The organism is Gordonia iterans (assembly GCF_002993285.1).
Lineage (GTDB): Bacteria > Actinomycetota > Actinomycetes > Mycobacteriales > Mycobacteriaceae > Gordonia > Gordonia iterans.
The window spans coordinates 3,141,482-3,157,159 of sequence record NZ_CP027433.1 but is presented as its reverse complement, the minus strand read 5'-3'; the positions used below and the strand labels follow the sequence as shown (position 1 = coordinate 3,157,159).

The 15,678-nt window shown below is 70.0% G+C and carries 11 protein-coding genes; 6 read left to right on the top strand and 5 right to left on the bottom strand.

What is annotated here, in order from left to right; translation table 11 throughout:
- Positions 1-5 precede the first annotated feature (5 nt).
- Together C6V83_RS14535 and C6V83_RS14530 are read right to left on the bottom strand one after the other, a co-directional pair.
- The gene (locus tag C6V83_RS14535; protein ID WP_105942988.1) at positions 6-2,921 is read right to left on the bottom strand and encodes a DEAD/DEAH box helicase; all 2,916 of its coding nucleotides are present in this window, start codon (positions 2,919-2,921) and stop codon (positions 6-8) included.
- Positions 2,922-3,062: 141 nt separating this feature from the next.
- Positions 3,063-4,076: an ABC transporter substrate-binding protein gene (locus C6V83_RS14530; protein WP_199832528.1), complete on the bottom strand. Its 1,014-nt coding sequence runs from the start codon at positions 4,074-4,076 to the stop codon at positions 3,063-3,065.
- 235 nt (positions 4,077-4,311) lie between these two features.
- On the opposite strand from C6V83_RS14530, the gene ctaD reads away from it, so the two are divergent.
- Both ctaD and serB read left to right on the top strand, forming a co-directional pair.
- Entirely contained in the window at positions 4,312-6,081 is a 1,770-nt protein-coding gene (gene ctaD / locus C6V83_RS14525; RefSeq protein WP_105942987.1) for an aa3-type cytochrome oxidase subunit I, read from the top strand.
- 91 nt (positions 6,082-6,172) lie between these two features.
- Positions 6,173-7,408 (top strand): phosphoserine phosphatase SerB, encoded by a 1,236-nt coding sequence (serB, locus tag C6V83_RS14520; protein ID WP_234353756.1) that lies wholly within the window; start codon positions 6,173-6,175, stop codon positions 7,406-7,408.
- A 417-nt stretch (positions 7,409-7,825) separates the two neighbouring features.
- Here serB and C6V83_RS14515 read toward each other — a convergent pair whose 3' ends face one another.
- The gene (locus tag C6V83_RS14515; RefSeq protein ID WP_105942985.1) at positions 7,826-8,998 is read right to left on the bottom strand and encodes a polysaccharide deacetylase family protein; all 1,173 of its coding nucleotides are present in this window, start codon (positions 8,996-8,998) and stop codon (positions 7,826-7,828) included.
- A 209-nt stretch (positions 8,999-9,207) separates the two neighbouring features.
- Here C6V83_RS14515 and C6V83_RS14510 point away from each other — a divergent pair, with 209 nt between their 5' ends.
- Positions 9,208-9,957 carry a peptidyl-tRNA hydrolase gene (locus C6V83_RS14510; protein ID WP_105942984.1) on the top strand — a complete coding sequence of 250 codons (750 nt, stop codon included), beginning with the start codon at positions 9,208-9,210 and terminating at the stop codon, positions 9,955-9,957.
- A 9-nt stretch (positions 9,958-9,966) separates the two neighbouring features.
- Here C6V83_RS14510 and C6V83_RS14505 read toward each other — a convergent pair whose 3' ends face one another.
- Positions 9,967-11,025: an LLM class flavin-dependent oxidoreductase gene (locus tag C6V83_RS14505; protein WP_105943982.1), complete on the bottom strand. Its 1,059-nt coding sequence runs from the start codon at positions 11,023-11,025 to the stop codon at positions 9,967-9,969.
- 80 nt (positions 11,026-11,105) lie between these two features.
- Here C6V83_RS14505 and C6V83_RS14500 point away from each other — a divergent pair, with 80 nt between their 5' ends.
- From C6V83_RS14500 to C6V83_RS14490, 3 genes are all read left to right on the top strand, one after another.
- Positions 11,106-11,942 (top strand): ABC transporter ATP-binding protein, encoded by an 837-nt coding sequence (locus C6V83_RS14500; protein WP_105942983.1) that lies wholly within the window; start codon positions 11,106-11,108, stop codon positions 11,940-11,942.
- A gap of 71 nt (positions 11,943-12,013) precedes the next feature.
- Positions 12,014-12,847 carry an NUDIX hydrolase gene (locus C6V83_RS14495; RefSeq protein WP_105942982.1) on the top strand — a complete coding sequence of 278 codons (834 nt, stop codon included), beginning with the start codon at positions 12,014-12,016 and terminating at the stop codon, positions 12,845-12,847.
- A gap of 46 nt (positions 12,848-12,893) precedes the next feature.
- On the top strand, positions 12,894-14,096 hold the full coding sequence (locus C6V83_RS14490; protein ID WP_325027357.1) for an acid phosphatase: 1,203 nt from the start codon (positions 12,894-12,896) through the stop codon (positions 14,094-14,096).
- 543 nt (positions 14,097-14,639) lie between these two features.
- On the opposite strand, the gene C6V83_RS14485 is transcribed toward C6V83_RS14490, so the two are convergent.
- On the bottom strand, positions 14,640-15,674 hold the full coding sequence (locus tag C6V83_RS14485; RefSeq protein WP_199832527.1) for a DNA polymerase domain-containing protein: 1,035 nt from the start codon (positions 15,672-15,674) through the stop codon (positions 14,640-14,642).
- Positions 15,675-15,678: the final 4 nt, after the last annotated feature.

Genomic DNA, 15,678 nt, shown 5'->3' with positions numbered 1-15,678 from the left:
CATCGTCATTCGCCCACCGCATCGTCGCGCAGGGCCAACAGGTCGAAGAGCGCGTCGTCGCCGAGATCGGAGAGCCAGCTCTCACCGGTGCTCACCGTCAGGGCCGACAACTCCCGCTTTGCCGCGATCAGCTCGTCGATCCGCTCCTCCAAGGTTCCCACGCAGACGAACTTGCGGACCTGTACGGCGCGCGTCTGCCCGATCCGGTAGGCGCGGTCGGTCGCCTGCTCCTCGACCGCCGGATTCCACCATCGGTCGGCGTGGATCACGTGGTTGGCCGCCACCAGATTCAGGCCGGTCCCGCCGGCCTTGAGCGTCGCGATCATCACCGGAGGGCCGTCGGCGGCGGTGAATCGGGTGACCAGCGCGTCGCGTTCGGGCCGGGCGAGACCGCCGTGCAGCACCGGGATCTGCTGCCCGAGTGCCGGCGTCAGCCAACCGCTGAGCAGGTCGGCGAACACCGCGAACTGGGTGAAGATCAGTGCGCGATCACCCTCGTCGACCAGCGTCGTGGTGATGTCGGAGAGCAGTTCCACCTTGCCCGAGCGGTGCTTGCCGCGGCGGAGCATGGGCGAGCCGTCGCCGAGGTAGTGCGCGGGGTGGTTGCAGACCTGCTTGAGCCGGGTCAGCGCCGCCAAAACGGTCCGTCGCCGCTGCCCGTGCTGCTGTCGGTCCTCCAGCGCCTGGTGCAGATCGTTCAGGACAGCCTGGTAGAGGCCGGCCTGCTCGGTGGTGAGATTGGTGCGGACGGACAACTCGGTCTTGTCCGGAAGGTCCGGGGCCACGTCCGGGTCGGTCTTCTCGCGGCGCAGCACGAAGGGGCGGGTCAGGGCGTTCAGCTTCGCCAGGGCCTCCGGGTCGCGTTCCCGCTCGATCGGTTCGGCGAATCGGGCACGGAACTGCGAGGCCGTGCCCAGCAGTCCGGGGTTGACCAGATCGATCACCGCACGCAGATCCTCGAGCCGGTTCTCGACAGGGGTGCCGGTGAGCGCGACACGACGTCGAACATCAAGGAGGCGAAGTGCTTTGGCGGCGGCGGTGCGGACGTTCTTGACGTGCTGGGCCTCGTCGACCACCAGCAGATCCCATCGGAGGGCGGTGAAGTCGGCTCGGTCCCGCGTCAGCGTCGCGAAGGTCGTGAGCACCACATCGGTGGCGGCAGAAGACCACTCCGATGCGTTCCGGCGGGGTCCGTGATGTACGACGACCCCCAGGTCCGGCGCGAATCGCTCCAGTTCGCGCTGCCAGTTGCCGATCACCGACATCGGGCACACCACGAGCGCCGGGTGCGCGTCGGGTTCGTCGGCACGACGACGGGCGATCAGCGCGATCACCTGGACCGTCTTGCCCAGACCCATGTCGTCGGCCAGCACGCCGCCCGCGCCGATCCGGCTGAGGGCGTGCAGCCAGTCGAGTCCGCGCTGCTGGTAGGGCCGCAGAGTGGCGGTGAGCCCGGGCGGCGGCTCCACCGGCTCGGGACGGAGCGTCCCGCCCGCCGCGACGTCGTCGAGCCAGCCGAGACCCTCCACGCTGGTCACCGGTACCGGCAGGCGGTCGTCGGTCGCGGTGACCAGGCTCATCAGCTCGGCCAGTTCGAGCGCGGAGCCGTCGTCGCCGGCGTCGGCGGCGACGCGGCGGGCGGCAAGGAACCCGGCCGCGCGCGAGAGCGCCGCCCCCTCCGCGCGCACCCACCGTCCGCGAATGCGGACCAGGTCGCCGTGCTGACGGGCGAGCTCGTCGAGGTCGTCCTGACTGAGCGGCACCGAGCCGTCGCCGAGAGCCAGACGCCACTCGAAGTCGGAGATCTCGTCGAGCCCCACCAGCCCGGGACGCGCGCCGCCGCCGGGCACTGTGCCGCCGCGGATCGCGAGGGTCGGGCTCACCTCGGCCACCGTCCGGGGGAGCAGGACGGTGACGCCGGCCTCGCCGACCGCGGCGGCCCCGGTGGCGAAGAAGTCCGCGACCTGCGCGGTGGTGAGCAGATAGTCGAGGGTGTGCGGATCGGCCTCCGCCCGCACCAGTTCTCGCCAGGCGCCGACGGTCACGGCCAGTTCTCCGGTGAGCGCGTCGAGGTCGTGCGGGCCGAGGCGGTGCGGTGCCACCGGTTCGACCGCGCCGTCGGGGAGCCGGCGGCAGACCTGGAGACGCCAGCGCACCTGCTCGACGGGAAGCGCAGGCGAGCGCGACGAATCCTCGGGTTCGTGCAGGCGGAGCACCAGCGCCGGCCCGTCGGGGCGCCCGGTCTCGAGCCAGCTCTGCCAGGCCGCGGCCGCCGACGCGCCGCCGGGCAACGGCTCCGGAGCGGGCGCGGCGAGCCCGTCGATCAGCGGCACCCGCGAACGGCCGTGCTCGGCGGCCAGCGCGCGCCGGCACTCGGCGTCGAGCACCTCGACCACGAAGTCGGCCAGCGCGGCGGTCCCGCCGTTCGCGATCAGCGCGGGTGGCGCGCTGGCGGCGATCAGCGTCTGCCAGCCCTGCCAGGCCGGTCCCGGCAGCGGGCACCACTGCACGGTGGGCTCGTCGCCGGCGGTGCGCACTCCGGGAGCCACCGCTCCGGCGTCGCGGAACGCGCGGGCCCCGGCGAGCAGGTACCGGTAGAAGGCCACGTCACCGCCCACCGCGAGGTGCTCGCAACGGTCGAGGAGCTCGACGGCGGTGGGAACGCCCAGGGCCACGGTCCGTCGCAGCGCTCGCGTGCCGTCGGCACCGGTGTGATCGACGGTGCGGCGCAATCTGCGGTGCGCCAGCAGGTCGGTCACCGAGCCGGGCAAGTCGGCGAGCTCGCCCAGCGGCCGGTCGCCGGTCGCACCGACCGGCCCGTCACCCGGCCAAAGCGCCAGCCCCAGCCCGGGCCGCCACACGGCGCGCAGCGGCAGTCGGGGGAGCGAGGCAGGAGACGCGCGGCGGCTCGGTTCGGTCACCCGGTCCTCCGCTCTCCTGTCCCTGCCGTGACGTACATTTCCCGGCTCACCGCCGGACGAGACGAATCCCGCGCTCAGTGGCTCGCGCCGCGAAATCTACGTCACGGTACGGACAACACGATCGACCGTCGAGCGAGAACCTCAACCGTTCAACGAGGACTTCGCGTCGTTGAGCACCAACCACGCCGCGGCCAGCCCGGACGAGCGGTACCAAACCTGGTCGTCGATCCAGTAAACGCGGCTCCAGCTGGGTGCTCCCATGTCGAGCCACCTGTCGCTCTCCATCACGGACTTGCCCCGGTCCAGGCCGGCGGGGCCCTCGGCGCTGACGTAGATCAGGTCGCCTTCGGCGTCGTCGAAGTTCGCGTCGTCCACCACGACGGGGGTGGTGCCGCGTTGCGGCGCCGGCCGCTGGACGCCGATCTGCGCCAGGATCGAGGCGCCGAAGTTGTCGCTGCCCATCAGCAATTCGGCGTCGGGGGTGAAGCGGACCAGGGATGCCTGAGTATGGCCGGCATCGAGCACGGTGCCCACCCGCTTGACTTCGGCATCGAACTCGGCGAGGCGTTCCTTGCCGGCGGCGGACCGGTTCAGCGCTTCGGCGACCTGGGTGAACGTCGCACGCCAGTCCTGAAAGCCCTCGCCCACGCGCACGGTGACCACCTTCGCGGACCCGAGTGCGCCGGAACTCCGCAGTGCGGCGACGTCGCCGGCGCTGCTGGGGCTGGCCAGCACCAGCTGAGGGGCGGCCTGCGCCACCTGCTCTCGGCTCGGGCGGTCGCCGATGGCCGGCACCGACTCCAGCTGCGGGCCGAGATAGGCCGGCACCGATCCGGCCGGCGCGGTGACCGCCCGGACCTTGGCACCCACTCCCAGCGCGCAGACGGCATCCAGGAGCGCCGGGTCGGTGACGATCACGCGTGCCACGTCGCTCTCGCCGTCATCGGGTGCCGTCGGCGCCAGGCAGGTCTGCGCGTAGTCGCGTCCGGCGTTGACCACGTCCGCCTGAGCAATGCGGGTGGTGACCGTCGAGATCACGCTGCCGTCGGGCGTGCGCAGGGTGTCGTCGTCGCTGCCGCATGCGGTCAGGCCAGCGGCCAGGGTTCCGGCGACGGCGATCGCCGCGATCCGGCGGAGACGGGAGTTAGCGAGCACGCGCCTACGCTAGCAGAACGGCTGGACCCTGAACCGGTGGGCGCGTCGGCCCTCCGGGGCCTTCCACCAGGGGATATCACGACCCGGCGGGTCCAATTACGACAGATCGTAGGACCCGGTCGGTACGCGGCCCGGCTCTGGTTTACGATCAATGGACAGCGCGGGTGTGACTCCATGTCACCCGGCGCCGACATTGGTTAGAGTCCAGGCGTCATCGCGCCCAGGAGGAGGATCTGTGACCGCGGTAGACCAGCCGACGACCGAGGTGACTCCGGTTCGTCCGTATCCCGAGCGTTACGGGCGCAAGGGGTCGTTCTTCTACAAGATGATCACCACGACCGATCACAAGCTGATCGGTCAGATGTACATGGTGGCCTCGTTCGGGTTCTTCCTGGCGGGCGGCCTGATGGCCCTCCTGATGCGCGCCGAGCTGACCCACCCGGGGCTGCAGTTCCTCTCGAACGAGCAGTTCAACCAGCTCTTCACCATGCACGGCACCGTTATGCTGCTGATGTACGCGACCCCGATCGTGATCGGCTTCGCGAACTTCGTGCTGCCCCTGCAGATCGGATCGCCCGACGTCGCCTTCCCGCGCCTGAACGCGATGGGCTTCTGGCTCTTCCTGTTCGGCAACCTGGTGGCCCTGGGCGGCTTCCTCACCCCCGGCGGCGCCGCCGACTTCGGCTGGACTGCCTACAGCCCGCTGAACGACGCCGTGCACGCTCCGGGTATCGGCGCCGACCTGTGGATCCTGGGTCTGGGCGTCGCCGGTCTCGGCACCATCCTCGGTGCGGTCAACATGATCACCACCGTCGTCTGCCTCCGTGCGCCGGGCATGACCATGTTCCGCATGCCGATCTTCACCTGGAACATCCTGGTGACGTCCGTGCTGATCCTGCTCATCTTCCCGCTGCTGACCGCCGCCCTGCTGGGCCTGGAGATCGACCGCCAGTTCGGTGCGCATCTGTACGACCCCGCCAACGGTGGCGTGATCCTCTGGCAGCACCTGTTCTGGTTCTTCGGTCACCCCGAGGTGTACGTCATCGCGCTGCCGTTCTTCGGCATCGTCTCCGAGGTGTTCCCGATCTTCGCGCGCAAGCCGATCTTCGGCTACTCGGGCCTGGTCTACGCGACCCTGGCGATCGCCGCCCTGTCGGTCGCGGTCTGGGCGCACCACATGTACGTCACCGGCGCAGTCCTGCTGCCGTTCTTCTCGTTCATGACGTTCCTGATCGCGGTGCCCACCGGTGTGAAGTTCTTCAACTGGATCGGCACCATGTGGAAGGGCCGAATCACCTTCGAGACGCCGATGCTGTTCTCGATCGGCTTCATCGTGACCTTCCTCTTCGGCGGCCTCACCGGCGTGCTGCTGGCCAGCCCGCCGCTGGATTTCCACGTGTCCGACTCGTACTTCGTCGTCGCCCACTTCCACTACGTGCTCTTCGGCACCATCGTGTTCGCGACCTACGCCGGCATCTACCTCTGGTTCCCGAAGATGACCGGGCGCATGCTCGACGAGGGCCTGGGCAAGTGGCACTTCTGGCTGACCTTCATCGGCTTCCACCTCACCTTCCTGGTGCAGCACTGGCTGGGCAACGAGGGCATGCCGCGCCGTTACGCCGACTACCTGCCCAGCGACGGTTTCACCACGCTGAACATGGTCTCCACGCTGGGTGCGTTCATCCTGGGTCTGTCGATGTTCCCGTTCCTCTGGAACGTGTTCAAGAGCTACCGCTACGGCGAGGTCGTCACGGTCGACGACCCCTGGGGCTTCGGCAACTCGCTCGAGTGGGCCACCAGCTGCCCGCCGCCGCGGCACAACTTCACCGAGCTGCCCCGGATCCGTTCGGAGCGCCCGGCGTTCGAGCTGCACTACCCGCACATGGTCGAGCGCATGCGCGCCGAGGCCCATGTCGGCTGGGGCAGCGAGAAGCACCAGCCGAAGGCCGACCCGCAGTCGGGCCCGGATCCGCAGCAGCGGCCCGACCCGCAGCAGGGCGCCTGAGCTTCCCCGCCTTCGCACACCAGGCCCGTCCGAGTTCCACTCGGGCGGGCCTGGTTTCTCGTCGGGGCACGTGGACCGTCATAATTCAGGGGTGGCCAACAGCGAAGTGAAGCAGTCGATTCTCCTCACCGTGAGCGGGCCGGACAAGCCCGGTGTCACCTCCGCGCTGATGGCGCTCCTGGCGCGGCGCGGCGTCGATCTGCTCGACGTCGAGCAGGTCGTGATCCACGATCACCTGACCCTGGGTGTGCTGATCTCCACCGACGGCCCGGCGGCTCAGCTGGAGGCGGCGGTCGCCGCGGTCATGGCTCCGCACGGCATGGACGTCTCGTTCGCCGAGGACGACGAAGGTGACGGCGACCGCGAGGCGTCTACGCACGCCGTGGTGATCCTGGGCAGTCCGATCTCGGCGGCCGCGTTCGCCGCGGTGGCCACCGAGCTTGCCGCGCTCGGCGGCAACATCGACTCGATCCGGGGCGTCGCGGACTACCCGCTGACCGGTCTGGAGTTGATGGTCACCGTGGCCCCCGGGGGGGACGCCGACACCGCGCTGCGGCAGGCGCTGGGCGCGGTGTCCGCCGAATACCCCGTCGACATCGCGATCGAGCGCGGCGGACTGTCTCGTCGTGCCAAGCGGGTCATCGTGTTCGACGTCGACTCGACCCTGATCCAGGGCGAGGTGATCGAGATGCTCGCCGCGGAGGCGGGACGCGAGGCCGAGGTGGCCGCGGTCACCGAGGCGGCCATGCGGGGGGAACTGGACTTCGCGCAGTCGCTGCACGAGCGGGTGCGCGCTCTCGAGGGCCTGGACGCCTCGGTGATCGACAAGGTGGCGCAGAGCCTGGAGTTGACCCCCGGCGCGCGCACCACGATCCGCACGCTCAACCGGCTGGGCTATCACTGCGGGGTGGTCTCCGGCGGCTTCCGCCAGGTGATCGATCCGTTGGCCGCGCAGCTGGAACTGGACTTCGTCCGGGCCAACACGCTGGAGATCGTCGACGGCACGCTCACCGGCAGGGTGATCGGCGAGGTGGTGGACCGCGCGGGCAAGGCGCGTTGCCTGGCCGAGTTCGCCGCCGAGATGGGCGTCCCGATGGAGCAGACCGTCGCTGTGGGCGACGGCGCCAACGACATCGACATGCTCTCAGCGGCCGGGATGGGCATCGCGTTCAATGCCAAGCCCGCGCTGCGCGAGGTCGCCGACGCGACGCTCGATCATCCCTACTTGGACGCGGTGCTCTACATGCTGGGCGTCACCCGCGACGAGGTGGAGGCGGCCGATGCCGTCGACTGCGGCGTGCAGCGCGTGCCACTGACCGCTCCGTGAGCGTGTCGCCCGCTCCTTGAGCTGGTTCTCGCTCCTTGAGCTTGTCCCCCGCTCCTTGAGCTTGTCTCCCGCTCCTTGAGCTTGTCGAAAGGTCGGCGCGTTTCGACTCGCCTCGTGCCTCGCCTCGCTCCTTGAGCTTGTCGAAAGGTCGGCGCGTTTCGACTCGTCTCGTGCCTCGCCTCGCTCCTTGAGCTTGTCGAAAGGTCGGCGCGTTTCGACTCGTCTCGTGCCTCGCCTCGCTCCTTGAGCTTGTCGAAAGGTCGGCGCGTTTCGACTCGCCTCGTGCCTCGCCTCGCTCCTTGAGCTTGTCGAAAGGTCGCGTTTCGACTCGCCTCGTGCCTCGCCTCGCTCCTTGAGCTTGTCGAAAGGTCGCGTTTCGACTCGCCTCGTGCCTCGGCGGCTCAACGAGCGGGTGGCTCAGCGCCGGGCGTCCACCGCGACTGCGGGGCGCGCCTGGAGTTCTTTGAGCACGGCGGGGTCCTGCAACTCCATCCAGGCGATCACGTCCTGGTGCGTGGCGCAGATGGTCTCGGGTTTGACGCACGCGTCACGCATGAAGTCGGCCGTCGCCGGGTTGAAGGCGTTGCCGCTCCAGTCGTTGAAGTGGTTGGCGATCACCACGGGGGCGCGGTTGCCCTCGTACGCGCGCTTGTAGATGTAGTCGTAGCTCTGCTTGACGATCCGGCGGATGCGCGGGGCGTCGCGCGGAACGTTCTTCGCGCCGTTGACGCTGAACCAGTAGTTGTAGTCCAGTGCCATCTGCCTGCGTTTGAGCGGTGGCGACCAGGTGACCGGAACGTGAAACTCCCAGATGCCGCCCTGCTGATGCGGCCAGCGGACGCCGGGTTCTGGTGCGGGGAACGACGAGTCCCAGGTCATGTCGTGCGCGCGGAGCGCCGGGAAGAGCGCCCGCGGGGATCCTTCCAGACACTGGGTGCGCCCGCCCTTGACGACGTCGGGACCGAAGGCCAGGTCGGGGCCGGTGGTGATGCCGGTGTTCTTGCGCCAGTCGACCATGAGCGAGAAGAACTGGTCCAACTCGTGGTTCCAGTCCTTGGTGGTCCACGCCTTCCCCGGGTGCTTGGTGCCGGCGCAGAAGTGCCCGACGAAGTGGGTGCCCATCTCATGACCGTCGTACCAGGTCTTGTTCAGGTACTCGATCTGCTCGACGACCTCGGCCTTGGTGCCGCCGAAGGCGATCGACGATTCACCGGGCCGATGGCCGGGTCCGCGGTACTTCTTGCGTGCCGCGTCGGTGAGGAAGTACAGCCCGGTCATCAGCGCGGTGAACCGGGAATCGGTCTCCTTGGACACGTCGAGGAACAGGTCCCAGTTCTCGCCGACGCCGACGCCGTCGAACGAGAACAGGATGAACTGGGGCGGCTTCTCCCCGGGTGCCAGCTTCTTCATCGGGACGTTGGAGGCCACCCGGACCGGCTTCTGCAGGCCCTCGGTGCTGGGGCTCGGGCCGCGCAGGGCCCGGCCTTGGATCTCTCCGCCGCACGCGGTCGCTCCCAGTGCCAGGGACGCGCCGAGGACCAGCGCGGCGAGACGCGTGCCCAACCCACCCCACAGACGCTTCGCCGCCATCGCCACCTCTGTCCCTCCGCGCGAATGCTCCGGTCAGTCTAACCGGTGCGACGTGCGCCTTCCGGCCTCTCGGCACCGCGCAGGGGAGAAGTCATCCGTATCGATGACGGCGTCGGCGCGGGTTGCGTCCGAGTCGCGCAGAACGCTCCCGGCCGGGCGGCTCATCTCCCGGCGAGGAGAGACGACGGCGCACGCGATACCGTGAGCCGATGGGGTTGAACGGCAGAATGGCCCGCTTCGCCGGGTACGCGCCGCAGGTGGCCGACCCGGAGGATCCGGCGCGGGTGCTGGCGATGCCGCTGGTGCTGCGCATCGAGAAGTCCGATCCGCCGGACCGGACGGCGCTCCTGGAGGCCGTCGCCCGGGCGACGGTGCTGGCCTGCCTGGATCCCCGGGCCGAGCCCGACGGCGAGTGGGCGGAGGCCTTCGATCGGTGGTGTGCGGGGCGGATCCGGAAGATCGCCCGACGTGCGCGGGGAGCGCAGTGGCGCGCCGCGCAGGAGGTTCCGGGAGTGACGGTCGACTGCGCCGGTGCGCAGGCACGAGCGTTCGTGCCCGGCCCGGTCGGCGACACCGATCGGCGGCTGACCCGGCTGCAGATCGAGGGGACCGACGTGGAGGGCGACCTGCCGTCCACTCCAGCGGAAGGGCTGTGCCTCTGGGTGGCGCCGAACCTGCCGATGACCGTCGGCAAGCTCGCGGCGCAGGTGTCGCACGCCTCGATGCTGGGCGCCCCGCTGGTGCCCGCCGATCAGGTGGAGGAGTGGTACCGGAGCGGTTGCCCGCTGACCGTGCGGCAGGCCGGCGCCCAGCGGTGGGCGACGCTGCTCGACGACGAACGCGCCGGCCGCGCCGTCGCAGTGCGCGATGCCGGCTACACCGAGGTGGCGCCGGGGAGCTGCACCGTGATCGCGGAGTTCCGGCCGCCCGAGGACGGCGATCGGAGCGCGCTCGGTTGAGGCCGCGCGTCACGCCGCGAGTTGTGCGAGCTTCTCTACCGTCCCGAACCAGACCGCGCGGTTCGGGGCCAGGGAGCCGAGCATCAGCTCGTCCGCCTGGGCGTGCTCGGCGAAGCGGTTCAGCTCGTCGCGCACGTGCTCGGGTGTGCCCACGGCGGCGTAGCGCAGCATCTCGTCGACCTGGCGTCCGGCGGGACCGGCCAGCAGGGCGTCGGCCTGGTCGTCGGACAGCGTGCGGTCGCGGGCGAACAGGAACTTGGCGCGCTGCCGCTTGGCCTCGTGCAACTGTCGTGCGGCGAGCTCGGCGTCGGCGTCCGCGATGACCGCGGCCGCGGCGATCACATACGGCTCGGTCGTGCCGCCGTCGGGCGTCTGCGCCGGTCGGAACTCCTTGCGGTACAGGCTGATCGCCTGTTCCAGCGCGGCCGGGGCGAAGTGGGAGGCGAACGCGTAGGGGAGGCCGAGATAGGCGGCGAGCTGGGCGCCGAAGAGCGACGATCCGAGGATGTACAGGGGGACGTCGGTGCCGGCGCCGGGTGTGGCGACGACGCCGGCCGCCGGGTCCTGCGCGGTCTCGAAGGTCTGCGGTATGCCGCGCAGGTAGCCCTGCAGTTCGACGACGTCGCGAGGGAACTGGTCCGCGTCGGCCGGACTGCGCCGCAGGGCCGCGAAGGTGGCCCGGTCGCCGCCGGGTGCGCGGCCGAGGCCGAGGTCGATCCGGTCGCCGAACAATTCGGCCAGGGTGCCGAACTGCTCGGCGATCGCCAGGGGCGAGTGGTTGGGCAGCATCACGCCGCCCGCGCCCAGCCGGATGCGGGAGGTCGCCGCGGCCATGCGCGCGATCAGCACGGCGGGAGCGGCCGAGGCGATCGCGGCCATGTTGTGATGCTCGGCGTACCAGAGTCGCCGGAATCCGCCGGCGCCGGCGTCGTTGCGGTCGGCGACGGTCCTGTCGGGCACGGTGCTGTCGGCGAACCGGGCCAGCTCGAGAGAATGATGCAAGGCCTCGCGGACGGTTTCGCCGGGGCCGACCTGCGCGAGGTCGAGGAGGGACACGGGAACGCTGATCTGACTCACATACCGGTTCAAGTCCGCCGCACCGGCGAGGTATTCCCGGAAGCGTGGTCGCCGGGGTGCATCATGGGGGTGTGACTGACGCGCTGACCGATCCCGATCTGATCCTCGATTTCCACGACGTGACGCTGGCCCGCGGCGGCAAGACGCTGGTCGGTCCGATCGACTGGCAGGTGGAACTCGACGAGCGCTGGGTGATCATCGGCCCGAACGGGGCGGGCAAGACGTCGCTGCTGCGGATGGCCGGGGCCATCGAGCACCCGACCTCGGGCACGGCGTTCGTCCTCGGAGAACAGTTGGGGCGCACCGATCTCCGTGACCTGACCACCCGCATCGGATTGGTCAGTTCGGCCCTGGCGGGACGCGTGCCGCCCGGCGAAGTGGTCGCCGATCTGGTGATCTCGGCCGGCTACTCGGTGCTCGGGCGCTGGCGCGAGGAGTACGACGACTTCGATCGCGAACGCGCCATCGAGGTCCTCGAGTCGATGGGCGCGGAGCACCTCGTCGACCGCACTTTCGGGACGCTGTCGGAAGGCGAGCGCAAACGGGTGCTGATCGCGCGCGGACTGATGACCGACCCGGAACTGCTCCTGCTCGACGAGCCGGCCGCCGGACTCGACCTGGGCGGCCGCGAGGAACTGGTCGCTCGCCTGGGTGCGCTCGCCGCCGACCCGGACGCCCCGGCGATCGTGCTCATCACCCATCACGTCGAGGAGATCCCGCCGGGATTCACCAATCTCCTCATGCTGTCCGAGGGCGAGGTGACCGCCCAGGGTCCGCTGGAAGTCACGCTGACCGCGGAGAATCTGACCGCGACCTTCCGGCAGTCCATCGCGCTCACTCGCGACGACGATCGCTACTTCGCACGCCGGGCACGCCGGCCGGGAGGTCACCGCCGCGCCGCGGAGTGACGCGGGCTACAGTCCGGAGAAGAGGACTATGCGACCGCTCACTCGGTGCGGTCGCGGAGGAGGATCGCCGGATGAGCCCGTCGGAAGAGCAGACCGCTGCCGCCCCCGAGGTCGCCCCGCTGCGCGACGCGTCGACCGTCGTCCTGGTGCGCGACGGAGACGCAGGCATCGAGGTCTTCCTCCAGCACCGCGTCAAGCAGATGGCGTTCGCCGGCGGTATGACCGTCTTTCCGGGCGGGGGAGTCGACGACCGCGACCGCGACGCGCAGATCCGGTGGGCCGGCCCGGGGCCTGCATGGTGGGCCGAGCGGCTGTCCACCGACGAGGCGACGGCCCGGGCACTGGTCTCGGCGGCGGTCCGGGAGACCTTCGAGGAATGCGGCGTGCTGCTCGCGGGCACCGAAGACGCCGTCTCGCCGGACCCGTCGGCGTTCGCCGGCGAGCGCGCGCGGCTGGTCGGCAAGGACCTCTCGTTCGCGCAGTTCCTGAGCGACAACGACCTGGTGCTGCGCGCCGATCTGCTGGCGCCGATGGCGCATTGGATCACCCCGAAGAACGAACGACGACGCTACGACACTCGCTTCTTCCTCGCCGCGCTGCCCGACGGGCACGCCGCGGACGGCGCGACCACCGAGGCCGAGGCGACCGAATGGCGGACTGCGCGGCTGGCACTCGCCGACTGGGAGAGCGGGCGTCGCTTTCTGCTTCCGCCGACGTGGACGCAGCTTCGCGAGATCGCACGGTTCGGCACCGTCGCCGAGTTGATGGGCGCATCCCGCGTCATCTCCCCGATCGAGCCACGGGTCTCCGACGGCGAAGGCATCCTCGGGCTCGGGTTCGACGACTCGGCGGACTACTTCGCCGCCCTGAGCGACGGCCGCCTCGATCGGCTCGGCGACCGATGACACCCGTGCGCACCGGCGTCGAAAGCGGCGCGAAGATGACGGTCAGGTGTCTGGAATCTTGCTGCCGGGTGAGAACTTGCGCGGCGGCCGGGAGCGGGAGAATCTGATCGTCGTGACACGTAGCCGATTGCTCTTTCTGAGCCTGTTCAGTTCCCTCGCCCTGCTCCTCACGAGCTTCTCGACGACGGTCGCGGCCCCGCCCGCGCAGGCTGCGCCGGCCGGCTTCGGGCCCGCGCAGCTGGTCGGGCCGTTCGAGTCCGACATCCCGCCGGGCGGCACCTACATCCCGGTGCTCGACGGCTTCACCGTCCTGCGCGAGCACCACCCGAAGGTGATCAAGCAGAACCTCGACACGGTGATCGAGATCAACCACGCGGCCGATCCTGCGCAGCGCAAGGATGCGATCGAGATCAACTACGACGATCGCCTGCTCTCGATGACCTATGCGCTCGGCGACCGTGCCGGTGCGGCCTTCCGGTCGCTGCTGGCCGCCGGGAAGCTGCCGAAGGTCGAGCAGCTCACCAGCGGCTACACCGCGCGCACCATGTTGCCGCTCGGGACGACGCTGCTGGAGAAGGAGTACTACGACAACCCGCGCCCGTTCGAGGCCGCCCCGCGGAAGATCAAGCGCTACGACCGTCCGGGCGGCTCGGTGTACTCCGACGTCGCCGGCAACGGTTCGTACCCCTCGGGGCACACCGCGATGGGGTACTGGACCGGCGCCCTCCTAGCGTCCTGGATCCCCGAACTCGGCCCGCAGATCATCGCCCGCTCAGGGGACATCGGCCGGAGCCGGATCGTGCTCGGCGTGCACTACCCGCTCGACGTGATGGGCGGGCGGATCATGGGCCAGGATCTGGCCGCGGCGCGACTGAACGATCCGGCGTTCTCCCGGCTCATCCGGGAAGCCGGCACCCAGCTGCGTACGCAGTTGTCGAAGGCCCTGGGCCAGCCGCTGGCGCGTGTGGTCGCCGCCGATCCCACCGTCCAGCCCACCGCGCAGGCCCTGGCCTCGCATCGCGCCGACATGGTCTACAGCTTCGATCCGGTGTTCCCGACCATGAAGAGCACGATCCCGGCATCCGCGGCCGCGCTTCTGCGCACCCGCTTCCCGCACCTGTCCGACGCGCAGCGCCTGGACATCCTGCGCCGCACGGCGGTCGGGCCGGGCTATCCGCTCGATCAGTCCGGCGTCAACGGCGGGTGGGTCCGGATCGACCTCGCCGCCGCGTACGCCGCCACGCCGTAGCCGCACCGGCCGCCCGATTGGGGGTCTCGATACGCGGGACTCACTGCGTTCGCCCGCTACTCGACCACCAGGTCCGGTCCCGCCGTTCTGGTGGTCGAGTACGCGAGGCCGTGTGGCGGTCGAGTACGCGAGCCGTTTTGGTGGTCGAGTAGGCGAGGCGCTAGCCGAGCCGTATCGAGACCGTGGTGGGCGCGTCGAACGGGTCGAGATGAGGGTGCCGGGCACAGTCGATTCGTTCTGGCACCTTCGGCTGGGGGTGCCACGTCGAGACTGCGGTGCCGGGCACCCTGGTTTCGGTGGGTGGGGGTCTCGATACGCGGGACTCGCTGCGTTCGCCCCACTACTCGACCACCCTGACAAGTCCGGGACCACCCCTACAGGTGCGCCCGGGTGCGGGGTCTCGATACGCGCGTCTCACTGCGTTCGTCCCGCTATTCGACCACCGGCTCCGGGCCCGCCGTTCTGGTGGTCGAGTAGGCGAGGCCGTTTGGTGGTCGAGTAGGCGAGGCGCTAGCCGAGCCGTATCGAGACCCCGGGCGTCGTCTACTCCGCGGCGGCCTCGTCGCGGGCGGCCCACTCCAGGAGGGTGTCCAGACGATGGGTGACGTCGTCGATCGGGGCGAAGAGATCTCCGATCCGCGCGAATCGCTCAGGCATCGTCGCGATCGTGAAGTCGTCGGGCTCGGCGTCGTCGAGCTCGCTCCAGTCGATCGGCGCGCTCACCGTGGCGATCGGCGTCGAGCGGACCGAGTACGCGGCCGCCATGGTGTGGTCGCGGGCGTTCTGGTTGAAGTCGACGAACACCTTCGACGGATCGCGGTCCTTGCGCCACCAGGTGACCGTGGCGTCGTCGGGCAGCCGCCGGGCCAGTTCGGCGCCGAAGGCGAGCGCGGCTCGTCGTACGTCGGCGAAACCCCACTCCGGCACGATCCGGACATAGATGTGCAGACCGCTGACGTGATTCGGCCCGCTCGCTGCGCTCCCGGCGCCGCCGCCGGAGGTCTTCGGGAAACCCCGGATGCCGAGCTCGTCGAGCAGTTCGTGCGCGGCATGGGCGACGCGTCGCACTCGGGCGAAGTCGCATTCGGGCATCGGGTCCAGATCGATCCGCCACTCGTCGGGCTTCTCGACGTCGCCGCCAGCGGCGAACCGGCCGGGTCCGACCATCAGGTCGCGCCGGGAGTTCCACGGATGGAACTCCACGGTCGACATCTGCACTGCCCAGATCACCGCGCCGAGCTCGGTCACGCACAGCTCGTCGACGGTCCGGGAGAAGCGCGGAAAGTAGATCGGCACCGTCTGCACCCAGTCCGGTGCGCCGGCGGGCAGCTTCTTCTGGTGGACCTTCTTCCCCGCGAGGCCCTTGGGGAAGCGGTGCAGCATGCAGGGGCGCCGGTCGAGCGCGCGGGTGATCCCCTCGCCGACGCTCAGGTAGTAGTTCGCGAGGTCGCCTTTGGTGTAGCCGGGCTGCGGAAAGTACACGCGATCGGGACTGCTGAGACGAATGGTGCGAATTGTGTCGTTCCCGTCCGCTCCGCGCGGACCGGGCACCTCGACTTGCCGGGCATCGTCGGACATGGTT

Coding starts and splice junctions, on each gene's coding strand:
- C6V83_RS14495 (WP_105942982.1), top strand. CDS start 12,014: ATGAGCCCGTCGGAAGAGCAGACCGCTGCCGCCCCCGAGGTCGCCCCG.
- C6V83_RS14510 (WP_105942984.1), top strand. CDS start 9,208: ATGGGGTTGAACGGCAGAATGGCCCGCTTCGCCGGGTACGCGCCGCAG.
- C6V83_RS14515 (WP_105942985.1), bottom strand. CDS start 8,998: ATGGCGGCGAAGCGTCTGTGGGGTGGGTTGGGCACGCGTCTCGCCGCG.
- C6V83_RS14485 (WP_199832527.1), bottom strand. CDS start 15,674: ATGTCCGACGATGCCCGGCAAGTCGAGGTGCCCGGTCCGCGCGGAGCG.